Origin of the sequence: Pantoea sp. Morm, from assembly GCF_016643525.1 — a bacterium.
GTDB lineage: Bacteria > Pseudomonadota > Gammaproteobacteria > Enterobacterales > Enterobacteriaceae > Pantoea > Pantoea dispersa.
In genome coordinates, this window is sequence record NZ_VOQX01000055.1 from 13,734 (window position 1) to 33,924 (window position 20,191).

Annotated in this window: 20 protein-coding genes; 9 read left to right on the top strand and 11 right to left on the bottom strand. The window is 58.3% G+C overall.

Features of this window, described 5'->3' with window-relative positions; genetic code table 11:
- Positions 1 to 96 precede the first annotated feature (96 nt).
- Entirely contained in the window at positions 97 to 981 is an 885-nt protein-coding gene (gene gcvA, locus FT726_RS17920; RefSeq protein WP_058770406.1) for a transcriptional regulator GcvA, read from the bottom strand.
- 269 nt (positions 982 to 1,250) lie between these two features.
- Between gcvA and FT726_RS17925 the strand changes: the two genes are divergently transcribed.
- From FT726_RS17925 to FT726_RS17940, 4 genes are read left to right on the top strand one after another with little or no spacing between them, the layout of a single operon-like run.
- Positions 1,251 to 1,691 carry a VOC family protein gene (locus FT726_RS17925; RefSeq protein WP_031279954.1) on the top strand — a complete coding sequence of 147 codons (441 nt, stop codon included), beginning with the start codon at positions 1,251 to 1,253 and terminating at the stop codon, positions 1,689 to 1,691.
- Positions 1,692 to 1,726: 35 nt separating this feature from the next.
- A complete protein-coding gene (locus tag FT726_RS17930; RefSeq protein WP_211727212.1) occupies positions 1,727 to 2,296 on the top strand; it encodes a GNAT family N-acetyltransferase in 570 nt (189 codons plus the stop codon).
- An 8-nt stretch (positions 2,297 to 2,304) separates the two neighbouring features.
- Entirely contained in the window at positions 2,305 to 2,742 is a 438-nt protein-coding gene (locus FT726_RS17935) for an acetyltransferase (RefSeq protein WP_325924488.1), read from the top strand.
- 25 nt (positions 2,743 to 2,767) lie between these two features.
- Positions 2,768 to 3,157, top strand: coding sequence for a GFA family protein (locus FT726_RS17940; protein WP_346303168.1), 390 nt, complete (start codon positions 2,768 to 2,770; stop codon positions 3,155 to 3,157).
- A gap of 157 nt (positions 3,158 to 3,314) precedes the next feature.
- On the opposite strand, the gene FT726_RS17945 is transcribed toward FT726_RS17940, so the two are convergent.
- Positions 3,315 to 3,656 carry a DHCW motif cupin fold protein gene (locus FT726_RS17945; protein WP_141495799.1) on the bottom strand — a complete coding sequence of 114 codons (342 nt, stop codon included), beginning with the start codon at positions 3,654 to 3,656 and terminating at the stop codon, positions 3,315 to 3,317.
- A gap of 65 nt (positions 3,657 to 3,721) precedes the next feature.
- The gene (locus tag FT726_RS17950; protein ID WP_346303169.1) at positions 3,722 to 4,459 is read right to left on the bottom strand and encodes a metallophosphoesterase; all 738 of its coding nucleotides are present in this window, start codon (positions 4,457 to 4,459) and stop codon (positions 3,722 to 3,724) included.
- A gap of 146 nt (positions 4,460 to 4,605) precedes the next feature.
- Between FT726_RS17950 and FT726_RS17955 the strand changes: the two genes are divergently transcribed.
- Positions 4,606 to 5,346 carry a GntR family transcriptional regulator gene (locus FT726_RS17955; RefSeq protein ID WP_058780995.1) on the top strand — a complete coding sequence of 247 codons (741 nt, stop codon included), beginning with the start codon at positions 4,606 to 4,608 and terminating at the stop codon, positions 5,344 to 5,346.
- Here FT726_RS17955 and FT726_RS17960 read toward each other — a convergent pair.
- The 8 genes from FT726_RS17960 to FT726_RS17995 all read right to left on the bottom strand — a co-directional run bounded on the left by FT726_RS17960 (position 5,333) and on the right by FT726_RS17995 (position 14,002).
- Positions 5,333 to 6,313, bottom strand: a complete 981-nt coding sequence (locus FT726_RS17960) for a PfkB family carbohydrate kinase (protein WP_166710594.1) — start codon at positions 6,311 to 6,313, stop codon at positions 5,333 to 5,335. The genes FT726_RS17955 and FT726_RS17960 overlap by 14 nt on opposite strands.
- Positions 6,300 to 7,328 carry an ADP-ribosylglycohydrolase family protein gene (locus FT726_RS17965; protein WP_371824666.1) on the bottom strand — a complete coding sequence of 343 codons (1,029 nt, stop codon included), beginning with the start codon at positions 7,326 to 7,328 and terminating at the stop codon, positions 6,300 to 6,302. The genes FT726_RS17960 and FT726_RS17965 overlap by 14 nt, the downstream gene beginning before the upstream one ends.
- 11 nt (positions 7,329 to 7,339) lie before the next feature.
- A complete protein-coding gene (locus FT726_RS17970; RefSeq protein ID WP_031279949.1) occupies positions 7,340 to 8,614 on the bottom strand; it encodes a nucleoside permease in 1,275 nt (424 codons plus the stop codon).
- 605 nt (positions 8,615 to 9,219) lie between these two features.
- Positions 9,220 to 10,530, bottom strand: a complete 1,311-nt coding sequence (locus FT726_RS17975) for an MFS transporter (protein WP_021508813.1) — start codon at positions 10,528 to 10,530, stop codon at positions 9,220 to 9,222.
- A 108-nt stretch (positions 10,531 to 10,638) separates the two neighbouring features.
- A complete protein-coding gene (locus tag FT726_RS17980; RefSeq protein ID WP_021508812.1) occupies positions 10,639 to 11,277 on the bottom strand; it encodes an isochorismatase family protein in 639 nt (212 codons plus the stop codon).
- A 9-nt stretch (positions 11,278 to 11,286) separates the two neighbouring features.
- Entirely contained in the window at positions 11,287 to 11,988 is a 702-nt protein-coding gene (locus FT726_RS17985; RefSeq protein WP_199188990.1) for an Asp/Glu racemase, read from the bottom strand.
- 47 nt (positions 11,989 to 12,035) lie between these two features.
- Positions 12,036 to 12,857 (bottom strand): alpha/beta hydrolase, encoded by an 822-nt coding sequence (locus tag FT726_RS17990; protein WP_346303170.1) that lies wholly within the window; start codon positions 12,855 to 12,857, stop codon positions 12,036 to 12,038.
- Positions 12,854 to 14,002: an FAD-dependent monooxygenase gene (locus tag FT726_RS17995; RefSeq protein ID WP_346303171.1), complete on the bottom strand. Its 1,149-nt coding sequence runs from the start codon at positions 14,000 to 14,002 to the stop codon at positions 12,854 to 12,856. Before FT726_RS17995 ends, FT726_RS17990 begins: the two co-directional genes overlap by 4 nt.
- Before the next feature lie 322 nt (positions 14,003 to 14,324).
- Here FT726_RS17995 and FT726_RS18000 point away from each other — a divergent pair, with 322 nt between their 5' ends.
- The 4 genes from FT726_RS18000 to FT726_RS18015 all read left to right on the top strand — a co-directional run bounded on the left by FT726_RS18000 (position 14,325) and on the right by FT726_RS18015 (position 20,051).
- Entirely contained in the window at positions 14,325 to 15,377 is a 1,053-nt protein-coding gene (locus tag FT726_RS18000) for a 2,5-dihydroxypyridine 5,6-dioxygenase (protein WP_136546994.1), read from the top strand.
- A gap of 78 nt (positions 15,378 to 15,455) precedes the next feature.
- Positions 15,456 to 15,917 (top strand): MarR family winged helix-turn-helix transcriptional regulator, encoded by a 462-nt coding sequence (locus FT726_RS18005; RefSeq protein ID WP_021508807.1) that lies wholly within the window; start codon positions 15,456 to 15,458, stop codon positions 15,915 to 15,917.
- Between the two features lie 43 nt (positions 15,918 to 15,960).
- Positions 15,961 to 16,488, top strand: a complete 528-nt coding sequence (locus FT726_RS18010; RefSeq protein WP_371221476.1) for a (2Fe-2S)-binding protein — start codon at positions 15,961 to 15,963, stop codon at positions 16,486 to 16,488.
- Positions 16,485 to 20,051, top strand: coding sequence for a molybdopterin cofactor-binding domain-containing protein (locus tag FT726_RS18015; protein ID WP_346303172.1), 3,567 nt, complete (start codon positions 16,485 to 16,487; stop codon positions 20,049 to 20,051). The genes FT726_RS18010 and FT726_RS18015 overlap by 4 nt, the downstream gene beginning before the upstream one ends.
- Positions 20,052 to 20,191 lie beyond the last annotated feature (140 nt).

Genomic DNA, 20,191 nt, shown 5'->3' on the forward strand with positions numbered 1-20,191 from the left:
GATATCCTCTGCAGGTAAAATGTCCTCAACCTGTTATATCGGCTTGCTCAGAAATTTACACTGTCTTGTTGATATGAAGAAATGCCGGACGCTGTTCTATTCTGTGGACTGCTGCATGAGCCAGGCTCTTACTTTTACCACGGCAGAACGCAGCAGCGCTTCGTGGGGCGTAATAAGCCAGTACGCGTGTCCGGTATTCAGCGTATTTGGAAACGGTGCCACCACTTCACCGGATGCCAGGTTTGCCTGAACAAATCGCCTGCGCATCAGCGCTACGCCCATGCCGGCAAGCATCGCCAGCCACGCCCCGCTGCCATCGCTATACAAAGGCCCTTTGCCGGAATCAATATGCCCGACGCCGGCTTCAGCGAGCCAGCGCTGCCAGTCTTCCCGGTGCATATCATGCAGTAACGTGACGCGACCGAGTGCGGCAAGTGCCGGCGGTTCTCCCAGCTGCTGCGCCACAGCAGGAATGCAGACTGCAAGGTAGTCGTCGTCGATCAACTTCTCACTCACGCAACCCTCACAGAAACCGTTGCCATGCCGTACGGCCAGGTCGATACCATCCGTGGCGAAAGACTGGATGCGGGAAGTGGCACTGATGCGCAGGTCGATATCCGGACAGGCACGTTCAAAATCAGCCAGTCGCGGCAGTAACCAGTGGGTCGCAAATCCGGTGGTGCAGGCCAGCGTAATGGTATTTTTTTGTGTCTCCTGCACCAGCGTTTCAGTGGCTTCACGTATCAGGCTGAAAGCTGAAGCAATCGAGTAGTAATAGCCCTGACCGGATGCCGTCAGCGCCAGCTTGCGTCCATTTCGCTGAAACAGTGGCAGGCCCAGTTGCCGTTCCAGTTCCCTGATGTGCAGGCTGATCGCGCCGGGCGTGACGTGCAACTCCTGGCCTGCAAGGGTCATGCTGAGGTGCCGGGCAACGGATTCGAACGCCTTCAGGGCGTTAAGAGAAGGCAGGCTATTTCGCATCGTTTAGTTTTCCTAAAAAACAGGCAGAAATTAAATCGTTTTTATTTCCTCTCCGTCAACGTTATTAATAGGCATATAGCACGCTTTGCCGTGTCGTTTTTATTCCAAAACTGTTGAGTTATATTGAAATTTTAAGAGAGAGTACCGTTTCACGCACCACGCCTCCACACGGAAAAATGATCAGCTACCACGCCCTTTATGGCGATTAGCCTTTACCAGGCTTGAGTTTTTGTCGTGTCAGGGAGGCAATAAATGGAGACAGAATGCAGATGAAGGATATCGATGTTGGATTTACCCACGTTGCGTTTATGGTGAGGGATCTGGAGAAGAGCATGGATTTCTACCGCCGCTATGCAGGAATGAAGGTGATACACACCCGTGAACCTGACGTCCCGGCTGCCCGCAAGGTGGCATGGCTGAGCGATCATACCCGTCCTTTCGCGCTGGTTCTGGTGCAGGCGGATGACGTGTCAGATACGCCACTGGGTAAATTTGGACACTTAGGCATTGCCTGTGCGTCACGCGAAGAGATCGATCGTAAAACAGCGATGGCCGTCGCCGAAGGCGTGTTACGCAAAGCCCCCGAAGAGGCTGGCGAACCGGTGGGATATTACGTATTTTTTGCCGATCCTGATGGCAATACGCTGGAGCTGTCTTTCGGGCAGCGCGTCGGGCTTGAAGCGATACGCACCGCTCCCGGTTTACTTTAACTCGCCTGCACGCAGGCAGCGGAGAACATATGGCACTGACGTTGCCGATTTATACTCAACGCCTGGTGTTGCGCAAGCTGACAGTGGCTGATTTGCCGCATCTGTCGCGCTATCGCAATCTGCCAGACGTTGCTCGTTATCAGAGCTGGGAAGAATTTACCTGGCAGGACGCTGAGAAATTATATGCGCAGCAGGATGCGCTGCCATTCAACAGCGATAACACCTGGTTTCAGCTTGCCGTAGCACACCAGGAAGACGACCGGCTAATAGGGGACATCGGAATTCATTTTTTTGATGAAGGAAGACAAGCTGAACTCGGCATGACATTTGATGCCGGATTTCAGAAACAGGGTTTTGCGCTTGAAGCAATGAGTGCCATCGTTACTCTGCTTTTCACGCAGTTTGCAAAACACCGGCTTACAGCCGTAGTAGACACACGTAATATTCGCGCCATAAACCTGCTGGAAAAGCTGAATTTTCGCCGTGAAGCGCACTACCGGCAGAATATTTTTTTCAAAGGGATGTGGGGCGATGAATATCTTTATGCGCGGCTGGCCAGCGATTGGCGCAGGCATTGCGTTAAGCCATCGCGTAGGCATGTTTAGGAGACATAGTGACAATTAGCGAAGTAAGCAAGGAAGAGTATCACTTACTGATTCAGGTCTGGGAGGCTGCCGTCCGGGCAACGCATCATTTCCTGAATGAACAGGATATCCTGCGGCTCAGACAGCTTATTCTGGAAAATTATTTTGATGCCGTTGTTCTGAGAAAAGTGAGCGATGAAAACCATGACATTGTCGGATTCATCGGCGTACAGGATGAGAATATCGAGATGCTTTTCGTCTCGCCCGCTCATCACAAAAAAGGGATCGGTGCACGGTTAGTCCATTACGCTATCCGTCATCTTTCAGCGAAGAAAGTGGACGTTAACGAACAAAATACCGCCGCGCTCGGGTTTTATCAGCATCTGGGCTTTCAGATGACGGGACGGTCTTCCGTTGATGGTGAGGGGAAACCGTTTCCCCTCCTCCATCTGAAGCTGATGCAATAATCCGGCACAGGAATCAGGAGAAAAAATGAACGGAAGTTGTCTCTGTAAACGTGTGCGCTACGAATGCGATCGCCTGGCGGGCAGCATTACGCATTGCTGCTGTCATACCTGCAGGAAAGCGCACGCCGCCGCTTATACCTCCACAGCGCGCGTGCGGCGTGAGGATTTCAGGTGGACCCAGGGAGAAGAATTTCTGACGGCATTTAATTCTTCCCCGGATAAGTTGCGTTATTTCTGTTCAGTCTGCGGATCTCATCTGATGGCTGAAAGACCTCATCAGAGCCACGTGATTCTGCGTGTGGCCACGCTGGACGACGATCCCGCTCAGACGCCGGCTTCCTATATCTGGTGTTCGCACACCGTGCCGTGGCTAACAGAACGCGACGATGTGCCTCATTATGAGGCTGAAGGTTGACCCGTTAATGCAATGGCGTTATGAACGCGGTTTATTTCACTTTACGTAGCGCTATTAACCGTGGCTGTGCTGCAATAAAAAAACATTTCCCGGAAGGCTGACATATATGTCAGCCTTCCTTTAAAAAACGACAGAACACCACCACTGCGCACGTTGCTCAGTCGACAATAAAAAGTTTTGCACCAGAGGTAGTTCTGGATTGATGCCGCTCCGCATTATCTCCCACCTGATAACTCATGCCGGCGTGCAAGGTAAATGTGCGTCCGTCTTCCAGCAACGTTTCCAGTTCTCCCTCCAGACAAAAAAGAATGTGTCCTTTGTGGCACCAGTGATCGGCGAGATAACCGGCAGAATATTCAACCATACGCACGCGCATTTTATCGGGCCCGTTGCCGAAGAACTGCGTCCGCCAGTAAGCCATACCGGTTTCCCCGGCATGCTCGGTTCTTTCGACTTCATGCCAGTTGGTAGTAGTAAAAGAAAACGCATCCATTTTCATGCTATTGCCCTCGACTGGCAAAAGAACTGTCTTGATTGGATTAAGGAAATGACGTGGTTTTTACTTTATACAGAAACATGATGACTGGTCAAAACGCCGCGGGCGAAACGGTGCACCATCAGTGCCGGTGGATCATTCACCGGAGGAACCTGCTGGCTGCCGAACCACAGCGGGTTCGCCGGGCAAATTGAGCCACAAATATAAGCCGGAACCCCTGCAAACATGCCTGCTGCGGGCCGGTGCACATGCCCGGCTGCAATAGCCAGTATTCTGGCCCGGTTGCGTCTGAGGATCGACTCAAGCTTATCAAGCCCGCGACACATTGATTCATCCAGCGTCGGTATGCCCGATGCGATAACCGGATGATGCAGAAAAAGCAGCGCTGGCAGTCCATGCGTATCGCTGAGTTGTCTTTCCAGCCATTCCAGATGCTCCCCGACGCTGCCAAAATTCTGTTTATTCACCGTGGAGTCCAGCCCCAGCATACGCAAACCGCCCATATCCTGAACAAAATGCAGCGCGTCTGCCGGGGTGTTTTTCGCCCAGTGATTTTCATGCCATGTCGTTTGCATGAGTCGTCGATCATCGGCGTTGCCCGGCAATATAAATGCAGTGTAATGCTGCTGGCGCAGTTGCTCAGCTATCTGCCAGTAACCCTGCCGCCACTCGCCATCAACAAGATCGCCCGTTAACACTAGCGCATCCGGTTGCACATGGGTGAGCCACGCCAGCGACCGCGCCAGGCGCAGCAGGTGATCATTGTCCGGTGCGGCATGGATGTCTGAAATCTGAGCGATTAACATAATGTCTCCGGAAATAAACAAGCGAACCAACAGGGCCGTCTGGCAGCATAGCACCCGCACCGTCACGCGACGCTGGCTGCGCGCCGCATTAAAATTCAGTATTATAGCGGTTCCTGCCGCTGACCCGAGTGAGTGCCCTGCCCGCTATGACTGACCACAATGCGCTGTTGGCGCGGTTGACCACCACGCTGGCGACAGAGAGTCGCACGCCGCTGTATAAACGCTTTGCCAGTGCGATTAAAGAGGCAGTGCGCGATGGCACGCTGGTGCACGAAGAGATCCTGCCGGGCGAGCGCGAGTTCAGCCAGTCGCTGAACATCTCACGCATCACCGTGCGTAAAGCCATGGACGAGCTGGAAAAAGAGGGCGTCGTGTTCCGTTCCCGCGGCTACGGCACGCAGATTTGCAGCCAGTTTGAATATTCACTCAAAGAACCAAAAGGATTGTCGCAGCAGGCGGTGCTGCGTGGTAAAACGCCGGACACCGTGTGGATCAACAAAAGCAAAATTGCCTGTAGCGCAGAGATCGCCGAAAAGCTGGGGCTGAGCACGGGCAGCGATGTCTATTTGCTGAAACGTATTCGCTATGTCGACCGCCAGGCGGTCTCGGTTGAAGAGTCGTGGGTGCCGGCGCGTTACATCGCCGATGCCGATGAGATTGGTATTTCGCTGTATGACTATTTTCATCGCCAGCAGATCCTGCCGGTGAAATCCCAGAGCCGGGTCAGCGCGCGTATGCCGGACGAAGCCCTGCAGCAGCAAATTGCCCTGCCCGCCAATGTGCCGGTGCTGGTGATTAAGCAGCTGGCACTCGACGCACAGGGCAATCCGCTGGAGTACAGCATCAGCTACTGCCGCAGCGATATGTACGTGTTTATTGCTGAGTAAGGCGTTGCTGCCAGTAAGCGCGCAGGGTGGCGCGATCGGGCGCACAGTCGCCACCGCGCCGGGAAACCACATACGACGCCACTGCGTTGCCCAGCGCAACGCTCTCCGCCAGTGACCAGCCGGACGCTAATCCCGCCAGTAATCCGCCAGCATGGCTGTCGCCCGCGCCGATAGTATCAACCACCGTTGTCGCCAGTGCGGGCACCCAGCCCTGCGCCTCAGCGTCGATGTATCCGGCACCTTCGCTGTCCAGCCTTAACACCATTGCGCCGCCAAACTGCTGCTGCCAGCGCGCCATCAGCTGATGGGCGTCGAAAGGTTCGGATGCGCGCAGACGCTCATGCCACAGCAGCTCCGCTTCCTGCCTGTTCACTGTAATCAGTGGCTGCAACGCCATGATGCGCGCAAACTGCGCCTCGCCGATGTCCGCCAGCCGCGGGCCAAAATCCACCAGCAGCTGATACGGCTGTGCCTGCTGCTCCAGCCAGTCGATCAGCACTTCGCCGCTTTTGCTGGTGAGCTGATAACCGGAGAGATAGATCCAGCGCTGCGCCGGCTGCGGCAATGTGCGCAACAGCGCGGCGTCCCACTGGTTTTCCACGCCACTGACGGAAAGAAAGGTGCGCTCGCCATCCGGCTCGACCAGCGCCAGACACCAGCCATTATCACCGTGCGCATTTTCCAGTACGCTCTGCACACCGTATTCCGCCAGCTTCTGTCGCACGATACTGGCCCAGATACCGTTCCCCAGCGGCAGCGCGTTGATGGATGGAATGCCGAGACGATGCAGCGCAATGGCGACGTTAAGCGCACAGCCGCCAACGTTCACGCCCTGCTGATGCAGTTCGATGTCGCTGCCGCGATACGGCAACGTCCAGGCATCGGCAATCACATCCACTACCGCCGCCCCCACCACGCACACCGGCAACCGGCCCGCCAGTCGGGACAGATCGTCAGGCGTCAGCATAGGCGGCCTCGCGCTGCTGGCGGAAACGGACAAACGCGCGGCTGTAGTGAGTGAAATCCAGCGCGTTAGCGGCATCCAGTTCCGCTTTTAGCTGCGCATCGATCGCGTCGATACCGTGCAGCGCGCCGCAAATGGCAACCGCCATCGCGCCGATGGTATCCGTATCGCCGCCCAAATTGGCGCACAGAATGGCGCAGCGGTTGGGATCGGTGGCTGCCAGTTCGACCATAGCGATCGCTGCCGGTACCGATTCAATGGTGCTGGTACCGGTACCGACCAGATCGTAGATCTGCTGCATGGTCGACTCGGTGCCCCTGCCCTGCGCCACCACCTGCAACGCCAGTTCGATGCGGGCCGCCATCGCCGCACTGAAAGTGGTGACGCGCCGCTCCTGCGCCGCGCGGGCAATCGCCGGCAGTTCGTCACGAATTGTTGCCCAGTCGCTACCGTCAATCGCGCGGGAGATTGCCCAGGCGATCGCGGTGGCACCGGCAATCGCCACGTCGGATTTGTGTGTCGGGCTGGAGGCCAGCGCGACAGCGTCAATAAAAGCCGGCAGGTCACACGCTGGCAGCAGACAGCCCAGCGGTGACACGCGCATCGCCGCGCCGTTGGTCAGGCCATTATTTTCCAGCTGCGCCACCGGCGTACCGTTTTTCAGCGCGTTAAGCGCGATTTTGGAGGTCGGCCCGAGCACATTTTTGTTAAAGGCATCAAACGCTTCCGCCCAGCGCAGAATATTGGCGCCGATGGTTTCCGCATCAATTTCGCCGTCGTGGCTGATAATGGCATCGGCCAGCGCCAGCGCCATTGAGGTGTCATCAGTAAAAGCCGCCCGGCCAAAGTAGCAGGCGGCATTGTTTTCTGCCGGGCCGGGCAGGAAGCGATCAATCCAGCCGAAGTGCTGTTTCACGCGGCTGCGCGGCCACAGTTCCGATGGCATGCCCATCGCATCGCCCAATGCCTGGCCGTAAAATGCGCCCAAAATCCGTTTTTCCTGGTGTGTCATCGTCATGGTTACATCTCTTATTTATGGCTGTCAGCGGTTGCTGAGTTTTCAAAAGCGGTTAATTCATCACTGCGTTTTTTGCCGTCGCGGAACAGAACGATAAAGGCGATGGTGATGATGACTATCATCACGCTGCCAAACATCCACATCCCCGCCCAGTTGAAGGTCTGGCCGTTGCGCGGCTGGTCATACGCGAACATCTCCTGCATCAGATAGCCGCCGAGGCGGTAACCCAGCAGGCTGCCGATGCCCTGACAGGCCAGGGTGATCAGGCCCTGCGCAGCGTTACGCATCGCCACCGGCGCTTTCTTATCCACGTAAATGTAGGCGGTGATGAAGTAGAAGTCGTAGCTGACGCCGTGCAGCAGAATGCCCATAAACAGCAGGCCGAAGGTCAGCAGGTTTTGATCGCCGCCGAACACAAAGAACACGTAGCGCAGCGCGGCGGTGACCAGGCCGAGCAGCAGCACTTTGCCGATGCCAAAGCGTTTAATGAAGAACGGCAGCGCCAGCAGGAAGAAGATTTCTGATACCTGGCCGAGCGTCATCCAGCCGGTGGCGTGTGGCAGACCGACTTCGGTCAGATATCCCTCAGCGAAGATGTAGTAGAACGCCAGCGGCATACTGAACAGGAATGAACAGACGAAAAATACGAGGAAGCTGCGATCTTTCAGCAGATGCAGTGCGTCGAGGCCGAGCGCCACGCGCAGGCTGAACTTGCCGGTGCTTTTGGGTTCGGTGGCTGGCAGGGTCAGGGCGAACAGGCCAAGCAACAGCGAACTGGCCGCGGTGATCAGCAACGGTACGTTGCTGGCGGAGATATCGCCAAAGCCGAGCAGCGGCGGCAGAAAACCGCAGGCGATGCCGGAGGCGATCCAGCCGATAGTGCCCATCACGCGGATGCGCGGATAGTCGCGCTCCACGTCACCGACGTGGGAAAACGCAATACTGTTGGTCAGCGCAATGGTCGGCATATAGGTGAGCGCATACAGCAGCAGCAGCGGAAAGAAGCTGCTGAAGTGCGTCTGCTGTGCGGCAAAGAACATCAGAATCGCGCCGGCGATTGTCAGCAGCGATAACACTTTCTGTGCCTGGAAGAAACGGTCAGCCAGCGAGCCGACCAGAATCGGTGACAGGATGGCAGCGATGGAGGTACAGGCGTAGCACCAGGCGATCTCAACCGGCGAAAAGCCGTTTTTGCTGAGAAATGCCCACAGCGGCACGAACCATGCCCCCCAGATAAACCACTCTAAGAACATCATGAACGACAGCTTTGGAATTGTAGTTTTCATCGAAATAGACTCCCCGGTGTTGGTAGAACCAATCTAGCACCAGAATAGATACCTTTATAATACCTTTAGCTGATAGTTTGAGCTATCCCACAAGATTTTTACCTTATGGATAACCGATTAGCGAGGAGGATTGAGTGCGGGTGGGGGTTACGGTCTGGCGGGGTGTGGAGCTGCATTCTGCGGCTGTGAGGCGGTCGCCATGAATGGCGACCCTACGGCGATAATTGCAACGAAATGCGCACGGTTTTGTAGGGTGCGCGCCTGGTTATGCAGATTATGTAACCAGGTCGCCATGAATGACGCCCCTACGGCGATAATTACAATAAAATGCGCACGGTTTTGTAGGGTGCGCATTGATGCGCACCTGGTTATGCAGATTATGCAACCAGGTCGCCATGAATGGCGGTCCTGCGCCGATAATTGCAACAAAATGAGCACGGTTTTGTAGGGTGCGAATTGATGCGCACCTGGTTATGCAGATTATGTAACCAGGTCGCCATGAATGGCGACCCTACGGCGATAATTACAACGAATTCGCACTGTTTTGTAGGGTGCGCATTGATGCGCACCAGGGAATAACAAGTGCTTTAACGCGCAGGTATCTTCTACCGATTCACCAGCTTCGCTGGCAGCGCGACCACCAACAGCGAGCTGAGCAGCAGACACACGGCGAAGAACCACAGCGCGCCGTTGCTGCTGCCGGTGAGGTCCAGCGCCACGCCCATCACGGAATTACTCACCAGTCCGGCGATATTAGCGATCGAACAGGCCAGCGCAAAACCCGCCGCGGCCGCCGTACCTTTCAGGAACGTAGCGGGCAGACTGAAAAACACCGGCACCGCCCCGATAATCATCGCCTGCGCAATCGAGAACAGCAGCACGGTCATCGCCACGTTATGAGCAAAGAAGGTACTGGTCCCCATCGCTGCCGCGCCAATAATAAACGGAACAATGATGTGCCAGCGGCGTTCACGCAGGCGGTCTGAGCTGGCACCAATCGCCAGCATACCAATTAACGCCGCCAGACTGGGGATCGCCGTCAGATAGCCAATCGTGGTGATATCGGTGGTGCCGGCATTCTTAATAAAGGTCGGCATCCAGAAACCCATGGCGTAAGCGCTGAGCAGAATCGAGAAATCGATGCCGCCGAGCATCACCACGCGAATATTCAGCAGACCATCACGCAGGCTGTGTTTCAGCCCTTTGGCGTCACCTTCATCGCGCGCCAGTTCGCGAAGCACCGCCTGCTTCTCACTGCTGCTGAGCCAGCTGGCGCTCTCGACGCTGTTCGGCAGCAGCCAGAACGTCAGCACACCCAGTAATACGCTGGGCAGGCCTTCCAGCAGAAACAGCCACTGCCAGCCGCGCATGCCGTAAACCTCATGAAAATGCCCCATGATCCAGCCGGAAAGCGGTCCGCCAATCAGGCTGGAGAGCGGCAGGCCAATCATAAACAGCGCAATGATGCGGCTGCGGCGCCATGAGGGAAACCATTTGGTGAGATAGAACAGCACGCCAGGCAGAAAACCGGCTTCGGCCGCGCCGAGGAAAAAGCGGATGATGTAGAACTGGGTCGGCGTTTGCACCAGCAGCGTGGCGGTCGAGAGCAGGCCCCAGGTAATCATAATGCGCGCGATCCAGATCTTTGCGCCGACCCGCTGCAGAATCAGGTTGCTCGGCACTTCAAACAGGATATAGCCGACAAAAAACAGCCCGGCACCCAGACCAAACGCAGTCTCGCTCAGCGCCAGATCGCTCGCCATCTGTAGCTTAGCCAGGCCGATATTGATGCGATCAAGATAGGCCGCGAGATAACACAGGCAGAGAAACGGAATCAGCTTCCAGGTGATTTTGCGATAAATCGAAGCGGTGTCTTCGGCTGCCAGCGCAGCAGGACGGGTTGAAACGTCAGTCATGGTGTTCTCCGGGCGCAATAACCCCGTCGTCGGGGAGATGTTGTTATGCGTCTCAGCCGCAGCCGAAACGGACTGTTTGTGCGCACTCCGTGCAGGTGAAACGCGCCCTTAACGGGCGCTGAACTTCCCGAGATACTCCAGCGCCGCGGCTTTACTTACCACGTCGCCATATTTACTGTCGATATCAAATAAATTGGCCTGATGCGGCGCATCATGGCGATCGCCCACGCATTCGCGCACCACCATGGCGCGAAAACCGTATTGCAACGCATCCACTGCGCTGGCGCGGATGCAGCCGCTGGTGGAGCAGCCGGCGATCAGCAGCGTATCGATGCCCTGCGCCACCAGCATCGATGCCAGAGACGTGCCAAAAAACGCACTGGCATACTGTTTGGTGATCACCACTTCTGCGGCCAGCGGCTGCACCGCCGGACAAAACGCGGCGAGCGGATTGCCCTCCACCATGTCACGCATCACCGGGGCTTTCTGCACCCAGATCCCGCCGTCCTGCTGATGCTGCGGATGGTAGCGAATCTGCGTATGGATCACCGGAATCGCGCACTGGCGCGCCGCCGCCAGCAGGCCCTGTGCGGCGGCCACCGCCTCTACCACGCCCGGGGCAAATAGCGCGGCGCCCGGCGTGGTGTAGCCCTGCAGAAAGTCGATCATCAGCAGCGCCGGACGCTGACCAAAACCGATGCGGTTGCCCCAGACACCGGCGTAGTTATCACTGACACTCTGGCTCATGGTTTCTCCTTACCACGCACCGGACAGCAGTGCGCCCGCGCCCGGTACCACCGGCTCCAGCTCCAGCGCCTTCAGCAGAGCGTACGTGGTGGCAATGGCGGCCGTAATTACCGGCTTGCCGGTCTGCGCCTCCACTTTTGCCACCGCCGGCAGCGATGGCATCTGCACGCAGGCCGACAGCACCACCACATCAACATCCGTCAGCGTCATGTCCGCCACGATGCCGGGTAAATTGGCCGGGTCGTGGCGGGCGACGGCGAGGTTATCGGCAATTTCCAGCGCGCGCCACTGCTTTACCTCAATCCCTTCGCGCTGGATGTAATCCACCACCAGCTCGGTCAGCGGCTTCATGTAGGGGGCCACCAGCGCGATCTTCTTCGCGCCCATAATATGCAGCGCATCGACCAGCGCGCCGGCACTGGTGATCACCGGTGCCAGCGCCTCGTTGTCGCGCGTGACCTGTGTGAGGCGCTGCTGCGACTGGCGATGATAGCCCGGGCCCATCGCCATGATCGCCACCAGACAGGCATAGCCGAGCACGTCAACGCGCGCGTCGGACAGCTCCAGCGCACAGCGGTCGGACTCTTTATCCATCGCCGCCAGCTCATCTTTATTGACATGTTTCATGCGCATACGGCTGGAGTGGAAGGTAAACCGCTCCGGGCGAATCAGCTGGCGCGCCTGCAGCATGGCGGGAATTTCGGTTTCCATGGTGATGTTGGAACTCGGCACAATCTGGCCGATACGATACGAACGCGTCATGGCTGCGTCTCCGGATTCAGTGAGGGGCCAAGGAAGGTGCCAAAGGCATTAAAGAAGCCGTGAAAATCATCCCACGGGATCATGTGACCGGCGCCGGCTACCCGACTGATCTCAATGGTCGGCAGCAGCTCGCGGATTTCGGCTTCATCTTCCGCCTGAATGACGCCGCCCTTGCCTGCCACCATCAGCAAGGTTTTTGCCGGTAGCTGAGGGAAATATTGATGGATATCGAGCTGGTGAAAATCGTCATAGGCGCGACGGATGGCCGGCGTATAGCAGGTGTGCAGCCACTCGGCGCGCAGCTGACGCTGGTCATCGCTCCAGGCCGGGCAGTATTGCTTCATGGCTTCAGCATCCATGCCACGCTGCGCGTCGCGAATGGAATCTTCATACCACGGCCACTGCCCCGGATAGAGACGCCGGCCCGGACCGGAAACCGGCGGATCGATCAGCGACAGCGACAGCACGCCGGCTGGCTGTTTCACCGCCGCACGCATGATGAAGCGCGCGCCCATCGAATGGCCAACCAGGTGATAGCGCGTCAGCCCCAGCGCATCCGCGAAGGCGTTGATGTCATCGGCGCAGCTCTCCATGCCGTAATCCAGCCCTTCACCGCTGCTGGAGAGCCCGCGACCGCGCACGTCCAGTACCCAGGTATCAAAATGCTGCGCAAAAACTTCCGCCACAAAACCCCAGGTGATTGCCGGGCTGGTGATACCCGGTACGAGGATCAGCGCGGGCCCGCTGCCGCCGTAGCGCAGATAGTGCTGGCGAATGCCGTTGGCCTGTACCTGCCCGCCGTGCATAAAACGGCTCATGAGGTCACCTCGCTTTTCAGCGGCGCGGCAAACACGTCGTAGCCGTACACCCAGGCCGGATCTTCCTGGGTGCGCAGGAAAGTATTAGCGTTAGAGACGGCCTGCACGCGCGACGCACGTTCTTTGCGGTTGGCTTCATACAGGCGGAACGCGGTGCGGTAATCATCAAGACCGGTTTCCGTCAGGCAGCGCGACAGCATGGCGGCATCTTCGATGGCCATCGCAGCGCCCTGCGCCATGTGCGGTTTCATGGGATGGCAGGCATCACCCAGCAGCACAATGCGCCCTTCGCTCCATACCGGCAGCGGCTGGCGGTTGAGCAGCGGCCATTTGGTGACCGATTCGCTGCACTCGATCAGCGCCTGTACCACCGGATGGTAGTGACCAAAGGTTTCCAGCATCTCCTGCTGACTACTTTCAACGAAGCTGCCTTTGATATCCCACGCCGGGTGCGGCACACCGGAGACGTAATAATATTCGTCGCGCGCTTTGGTGGTGTAATAGACCATCAGATGACGATCTTCAGACCACCACTTCACGCAATCTTCAAAGCTGAGGTTGTATTTACGCAGTTGTTCGCCGCGGATCAGCGCACGGTGCGCCACCCAGCCGCTGTAAGTGGGCGCTTCCACCCCCAGCAGATGCTCACGCAGTTTTGAGTTAATGCCATCCGCGCCAATCACGATATCCGCGCGCGCTTCGCTGCCATCCTTAAAACGCAGCACCACATCGCTGCCGCTGTCTTCGACGCTGCTCAGGCACTTACCGAACTGGACGCTGTCCGGCTGCAGACTGGTCATCTGCATGGCCTGCAAATCGCCCCGGTGCACCGTGACATAAGCCGCACCGTACTCTTTGCGCGCATAAGCGCCCAGCGGAATGCGTGACAAATACTCCCCGGTCTCGCCGTCGCGGCTGAACCAGAAATCGGGATGCGAAGCCAGATCCTCCAGCTGCTGTTCGATACCCATGCGGCGAAACACCTTGAGCACGTTCGGCCCCATGTGGATGCCGGCACCCAGACGGGAGAAAGCCGGGCTTTGTTCGTAGACCGTGACATGAAATCCCGCTTTCTGTAACAGCGAGCCGGCGGCAAGCCCGCCCAGCCCGGCGCCGATTACCGCGATGCGTTTCATATTGCTCATATTTTCCTCTCACACAGACGCTGATTTGAAGGTATGCACGCGGATAAACGATCAAACCCGACAGTGAATTTATAGTGCATACACTTCAATTATTGAGGTTATGACACTGTTAAAAGCAACCGTATTTACAGTGAAAACTCGATAACATGATGTTAATCACAGCCTGATGATAAGGTTAAATAGGCTTTTCTTATGTCAAAAAGAAATGCTTGCACTGTTCTTCGCAACACGTCTATAACAAACACATAAAGCGTGTTCGCTATAAATAGCTGAAGTTTTGCGCAGCAAATTGTCTGACATCTAACCCTGAGAGGAAACCGCTATGGCAGTAAATCAGAGCCAGTTAGGCCAGATGTTCGAGCAGGTTTTACGGCTGTCGAAAGTCGACGCCAGCCAGAGTGTCGCCATCCTGAAAAGTCACTATTCCGATGCACGCACCGTGCAGGCCGCCACTGATGCTGCACTACGATTGGGCGCGAAGGTGTACTGCATTGAGCTGCCGGCCTTCAATCACCCGACGGCAATGGGTAACGACATGACCGCCTACTGTGGTGATACCGCGCTTACCGGCAACATTGCCGCACAGCGCGCGCTGGAAGCGGCGGACCTGATCGTCGATACCATGATGCTGCTGCATTCGCCGGAGCAGGAGCAAATTCTGAAAACCGGGACGCGAATTTTGCTGGCGGTTGAGCCGCCGGAAGTATTGGCACGAATGTTGCCCACTGAAGAGGACAAGTCGCGCGTGCTGGCCGCGGCGGCAGTGCTGGAAAAAGCGCGCATGATGACGGTGAAGTCGCCGGCCGGCAGTGATTTTCGCGCCCCGCTCGGCCAGTACCCCACGGTAACGGAATATGGCTACGCGGATGAGCCGGGCCGCTGGGATCACTGGCCGAGTGGCTTCCTGTTTACCTGGCCGAATGAAGATCAGGCTGAAGGCGTGCTGGTGCTGGACGTCGGCGACATCCTGCTGCCGTTTAAATCTTACGCGCGTGAACGCATCACGCTGGAGATCGAGAAAGGTTTTGTCACCCGCATCCACGGTGGCTTTGAAGCCGAGTATCTGCGCGATTACATGCGCTACTTCAACGATCCGGAAGTGTACGGTATTTCCCACATCGGCTGGGGGCTGCAGCCGCGCGCGCAGTGGACAGCGATGGGATTACACGACAAAAACGACGGCATGTGTATGGACGCGCGCGCCTTTTACGGCAACTTCCTGTTTTCGACCGGACCGAACACCGAAGTGGGCGGTAAGCGCAAAACGCCGTGCCATATGGACATTGCTCTGCGCCGCTGCGACATCAAAGTGGACGATTTGCTGGTGGTGGCGGAAGGTGAAGTGGTGGCACCGGAGGCCTCACGCGCGCGTTAATCGTGCGCAGGGAACGGCTGTCAGCACAGTGACAATGCATTACACTGCCTGACAGTTTCCGGGAAAAAGGATAAAGGCATGTCGCACCAGCAGGATCCGCGCGCAGACCAGCGCTATGACTATACCGAGCAGGTTGGACATCTGTTGCGCAAGGTGTATCAACGCCATGCGGCGATTTTTCAGCAACACGTCGGTGATTCACAGATCACTGCCGTGCAATTTATTACCCTCTGTGCGCTGCGCGATCGCGGTCCGAGCGCACAGAACGATTTAGTGCGTTATACCGCCGTCGATCAGGCCACCATTCGCGGTGTGGTTGAGCGTCTTAAGGCGCGCGATCTGGTCAGTCTGGGTCCCGATCCCACCGACAAACGCAAAGTGATTGTCATGCTGACCGATGCAGGCCACCGCCTGATTGACAGCACGACAGACAACGCGATGCGCATCACCGAAATGACTTACGGGCAGCTGAATCCGGCCGAACGGGTCGCGCTGATTTATCTGCTGAAAAAAATGCTGGACGATACGAGCCAGCCCTAACCCGGGGCGCTTAGCCGCCTCGCTAAGGCGGTTAATAATGAAAATGCTGGCACATCAGACTGCCACACCGGTTTCACCTGCATCCACGTGCCATTACGCCCTTGAGGTGAACGGTGCGACTCACTCCATCAGCAGCTATCGCGATACCTCGCTGCTGCTGGTGCTGCGTAATCACCTCCAGCTTAACGGTCCCAAATATGGCTGCGGCCTGGGTGAATGCGGTGCCTGCACCGTGCTGATCGATGGCGTTGCCGCGCGCGCCTGCGTCATCCCGGCCTATGGCGTGCGTCAGCGCGCTATCACCACGCTGGAAGGGCTGGGCAACCGCGAAGCACTGCACCCGGTGCAGCAGGCGTTTATCGAGGCGCAGGCCGCACAATGCGGTTACTGCCTTAACGGCATGATCATGACCACCGCCGCGCTGCTGCGCGCTCAGCCCTGCCCTGATGACCGGCAAATACGTGCGGCGCTGAGCGGTAACCTGTGCCGCTGTGGCACCCATCAGGAGATTCTGTGCGCGGTGAAGCGTGCCATCACCTTATGCCTGCAGCAGGCGGAGGCGGCATCATGAGTACGGCTAACGTCCCCACGCAGCAGCAGTTGCTGGCAGCCAGCGACATCCTGTTGATTGTCGATGAGATTCAGCCGCCGCCCGGGCTGGTACCCAAAGGCCAGACGCCGACGCTGAAAGCCAAAGAGCGGGCTCTGTTTCTGGCTATTGACGGTTCCGGCAGCGTCTGGGCCTTCAATGGCCATGTCGATCTCGGCACCGGGGTGAAAACCGCGCTGACGCAAATCGTCGCCGAAGAGCTCAATCTGCGCATGGATCAGGTGCAAATGGTACTGGGCGATACGCTACGCGTGCCCAACCAGGGTGCCACCATCGCCAGCGCCACATTGCAAATTTCTGCCGTACCACTGCGTAAAGCGGCTGCAACGGCGCGCCAGTGGCTGTTACAGCAGGCCGCCGCGCGCTGGCAGCTACCGGTGGAGAGCATCACTCTGGACGGCGGTTTCCTGCAGCACCCCAACGGGGTGCAACTGTCATTTGCCGAACTGGTGCAGCAGCAGCGCAGCATCGTGCCGATTGATCATCAGGTAACACTCAAGCCCGCCAGTGAATATCGCCTAGTTGGTACCAGCTCGGCGCGGGTGGATATTCCCGCCAAAGCCACCGGCGAACTAACGTGGGTGCATGACCTGCGCGTGCCCGGTATGCTGCACGGCCGGGTCATCCGTCCACCGTATGCGGGCTATGACACTGGTAGCTTTGTCGGCACCTCATTGCTCAGCATTGACGAAAGCTCGATCGCGCATCTCGAAGGCATCGTGAAAGTGGTGCAGATCGCGGATTTTGTCGGCGTGGTGGCCGAGCGCGAGGAGCAGGCTATCGCCGCGATGGACGCATTACAGGTGCGCTGGAAGCCGTGGGAACACAGCCTGCCGGACCTGCGCGATATCGAACAGGCTATTCGTGATAATCCCCGCACCTCGCGCGTGGTGCATGACAGCGGTGAAGTGGATGCCGCGCTGGCGAATGTCGCGCAGCGTTTTACCCGCAGCTATGTCTGGCCTTATCAGCTGCATGCGTCGATTGGCCCTTCCTGCGCGGTGGCCGACTATCAGCCTGATTCGCTGCAGGTGTGGAGCGGCACGCAGAACCCGCACCTGCTGCGCGCCGATCTGGCATGGCTGCTGGAGAGGCCGGAAGAGACTATTGAAGTGAACCGCATGGAAGCCGCCGGTTGCTATGGTCGCAACTGCGCCGATGACGTGGCCGCCGATGCGGCGCTGTTGTCGCGCGCGGTGGGCCAGCCGGTGCGGGTACAGCTGACGCGCGCCCAGGAGCACGTCTGGGAACCGAAAGGCACTGCACAGCTGATGGAGGTGGACGGCGGGCTGGACGCGCAGGGCAATCCGCAGGTGTATGATTTCACCACGTCTTATCCGTCCAACGGCGCACCCACCCTGGCACTGCTGCTAACCGGCCGTGTCGATCCGGTGGCGCTGGCGTATGAAATGGGCGATCGCACCTCCATTCCACCTTACGATTTTCCCCATCTGCGCGTCACCATTGAGGACATGGCGCCGATTGTGCGCGCCTCGTGGATGCGCGGCGTTTCGGCCCTGCCCAACACCTTTGCCCATGAATCCTATATGGATGAGCTGGCCCACGCGGCAGGCGTCGATCCGGTGGAGTACCGGCTGCGCTACATTCAGGACGATCGCGCCGCCGAGCTAATGCGCTCCACCGCTGCGCGCGCAGACTGGACGCCGCGCACCGCCATTCAGCAGACCGCCAGCGAACCCGGCATTTTGCGCGGACGCGGTTTTGCCTACGCACGCTATATTCACAGCAAATTTCCCGGCTTCGGCGCCGCCTGGGCTGCCTGGGTCGCGGATGTCGCGATTGATAAGCAGAGCGGCGAGATCGCCGTTACGCGCATCACCGTAGGCCATGATGCCGGCATGATGATCAACCCGGAAGGGGTAAAGCATCAGATTCACGGCAATGTCATTCAGTCCACCAGCCGGGTGCTCAAAGAACAGGTGACGATTGAAAGCAACCTGATCGCCAGCCAGGAATGGGGCAGCTACCCGATCCTGACGTTTCCGGAAGTGCCGGATATCGACGTGATGATGGTGCCGCGCCCGCACGAACCGCCGCTCGGCGCGGGGGAATCCGCGTCGGTGCCCAGCGCCGCGGCCATCGCTAACGCGGTGTTTGATGCCACCGGTATCCGTTTTCGCGAATTGCCCATTACCGCTGACAAACTGCGTCAGGCGCTGAACGGCCCCGATCCGCAGCCGGAGCCACAGCTGGCCGCACCGGCCCAAACCGTCCGCCGCCGCAGCCGAAAATGGGCGCTGGGTGGCGTAACAGGATTGCTCGGTCTCGCCGCTGGCGTGGCGATTAACGCGCTGCCGTGGCGCGCACCGATTGCGCCCGTGACACCCCCGGCCGCCGGAAGCTGGTCGGCGGAGATGCTGGAACGTGGCCGTCAGGTGGCCGCCGCCGGTGACTGCGCGGTATGCCATACCACGGAAGGCGGCGCGACCAATGCCGGCGGCCTGAAGATGGAGACGCCGTTTGGCACGCTGTACACCACCAACATCACGCCGGATAAACAGACCGGCATCGGCAGCTGGTCATTTAACGCCTTCGATCGCGCCATGCGCGAGGGCATCAGCCGCGACGGCCATCATCTCTATCCGGCGTTTCCCTACACCAGCTTTCGCCAGCTGAGCGAAGGCGATATGCAGGCGCTGTACGCCTGGCTGATGTCGCAGCCGGCGGTACAGCAGGCACCAGCAGAAAACCAGATGCGCTTCCCCTATAACCTGCGCTTCCTGATGGCAGGCTGGAACGCGCTCTACCTCGGGCGCGGCGAATTCCAGCCTGACCCCCGCAAAAGCGCCGAATGGAATCGCGGTGCCTATCTGGTGAACGGAGCCGGACACTGCGGTGCCTGCCACTCGCCGCGTAATTTGCTGGGCGCGGAAAAACGCGGGGACAATTTCCTCGTCGGTGGCTGGGTGGACGGCTGGGAAGCGCCCGCGCTTAATCAGCTGAGTAAAGCCCCGCAGCCGTGGACGGCGCAGTCGCTGTATAACTACCTGCGCAGTGGTTACGATGCGCAGCACGGCGTTGCCGCCGGACCAATGGCTCCGGTGGTAAGCCATCTCGCCACCCTGCCGGAAGCCGATGTGCGCGCCATGGCCAGCTATCTGGCGGATATCAATGGTCAGGCAGCGCGCCCTGTCGCTGCACCGGCGGCAAAACCGGCATGGAACACTGCCGCAGGGGAACGGCTGTTTAAAGGTGCCTGTCAGGCCTGCCACAGCGCCAGCGAGGGCGGACCGCAGTTGTTTGGCGTCAGCCCATCGATGGCCAACAGCAGCAGCATAACCAGCGCGACGCCGGATAATCTGTTACAGGTGGTATTGCACGGTATCGACAAACCGGCAACCGATGCGCTCGGTTATATGCCCGGCTTTGCCGCCAGTTTGTCGGATAAGCAGGTTGCGGATATTGCCGCCTGGCTGCGCCAGCGCTACGCATCTGACCAACCGGCGTGGCAGAATCTGAGCGAAAAAGTGGCGCAGGTACGCGCTAATCCCGGCAGCCACTGACCCATTCAGGCGCGCTGCCGGTCAGCGGCTTGCCCCGGATCGTGGCAGATCCGCGTCGCGGATCGTGCCCTGATGGGCCGGCAGAGTGATGAGAATAGCCGGGTCAAGCAGCGCGCGGGCACCGCTGTCGCCCTGCAGTT

Excerpts from the sequence above, each read along its gene's own strand:
- FT726_RS18015 (WP_346303172.1), top strand. The coding sequence starts at position 16,485 with ATGAGTACGGCTAACGTCCCCACGCAGCAGCAGTTGCTGGCAGCCAGC.
- FT726_RS17955 (WP_058780995.1), top strand. The coding sequence starts at position 4,606 with ATGACTGACCACAATGCGCTGTTGGCGCGGTTGACCACCACGCTGGCG.
- FT726_RS17950 (WP_346303169.1), bottom strand. The coding sequence starts at position 4,459 with ATGTTAATCGCTCAGATTTCAGACATCCATGCCGCACCGGACAATGAT.
- FT726_RS17960 (WP_166710594.1), bottom strand. The coding sequence starts at position 6,313 with ATGCTGACGCCTGACGATCTGTCCCGACTGGCGGGCCGGTTGCCGGTG.
- FT726_RS17925 (WP_031279954.1), top strand. The coding sequence starts at position 1,251 with ATGAAGGATATCGATGTTGGATTTACCCACGTTGCGTTTATGGTGAGG.
- FT726_RS17970 (WP_031279949.1), bottom strand. The coding sequence starts at position 8,614 with ATGAAAACTACAATTCCAAAGCTGTCGTTCATGATGTTCTTAGAGTGG.
- FT726_RS18010 (WP_371221476.1), top strand. The coding sequence starts at position 15,961 with ATGCTGGCACATCAGACTGCCACACCGGTTTCACCTGCATCCACGTGC.
- FT726_RS18005 (WP_021508807.1), top strand. The coding sequence starts at position 15,456 with ATGTCGCACCAGCAGGATCCGCGCGCAGACCAGCGCTATGACTATACC.
- FT726_RS17995 (WP_346303171.1), bottom strand. The coding sequence starts at position 14,002 with ATGAGCAATATGAAACGCATCGCGGTAATCGGCGCCGGGCTGGGCGGG.
- FT726_RS18000 (WP_136546994.1), top strand. The coding sequence starts at position 14,325 with ATGGCAGTAAATCAGAGCCAGTTAGGCCAGATGTTCGAGCAGGTTTTA.
- FT726_RS17940 (WP_346303168.1), top strand. The coding sequence starts at position 2,768 with ATGAACGGAAGTTGTCTCTGTAAACGTGTGCGCTACGAATGCGATCGC.
- FT726_RS17945 (WP_141495799.1), bottom strand. The coding sequence starts at position 3,656 with ATGAAAATGGATGCGTTTTCTTTTACTACTACCAACTGGCATGAAGTC.
- FT726_RS17980 (WP_021508812.1), bottom strand. The coding sequence starts at position 11,277 with ATGAGCCAGAGTGTCAGTGATAACTACGCCGGTGTCTGGGGCAACCGC.
- gcvA (WP_058770406.1), bottom strand. The coding sequence starts at position 981 with ATGCGAAATAGCCTGCCTTCTCTTAACGCCCTGAAGGCGTTCGAATCC.
- FT726_RS17985 (WP_199188990.1), bottom strand. The coding sequence starts at position 11,988 with ATGGAAACCGAAATTCCCGCCATGCTGCAGGCGCGCCAGCTGATTCGC.
- FT726_RS17975 (WP_021508813.1), bottom strand. The coding sequence starts at position 10,530 with ATGACTGACGTTTCAACCCGTCCTGCTGCGCTGGCAGCCGAAGACACC.
- FT726_RS17965 (WP_371824666.1), bottom strand. The coding sequence starts at position 7,328 with ATGACGATGACACACCAGGAAAAACGGATTTTGGGCGCATTTTACGGC.
- FT726_RS17990 (WP_346303170.1), bottom strand. The coding sequence starts at position 12,857 with ATGAGCCGTTTTATGCACGGCGGGCAGGTACAGGCCAACGGCATTCGC.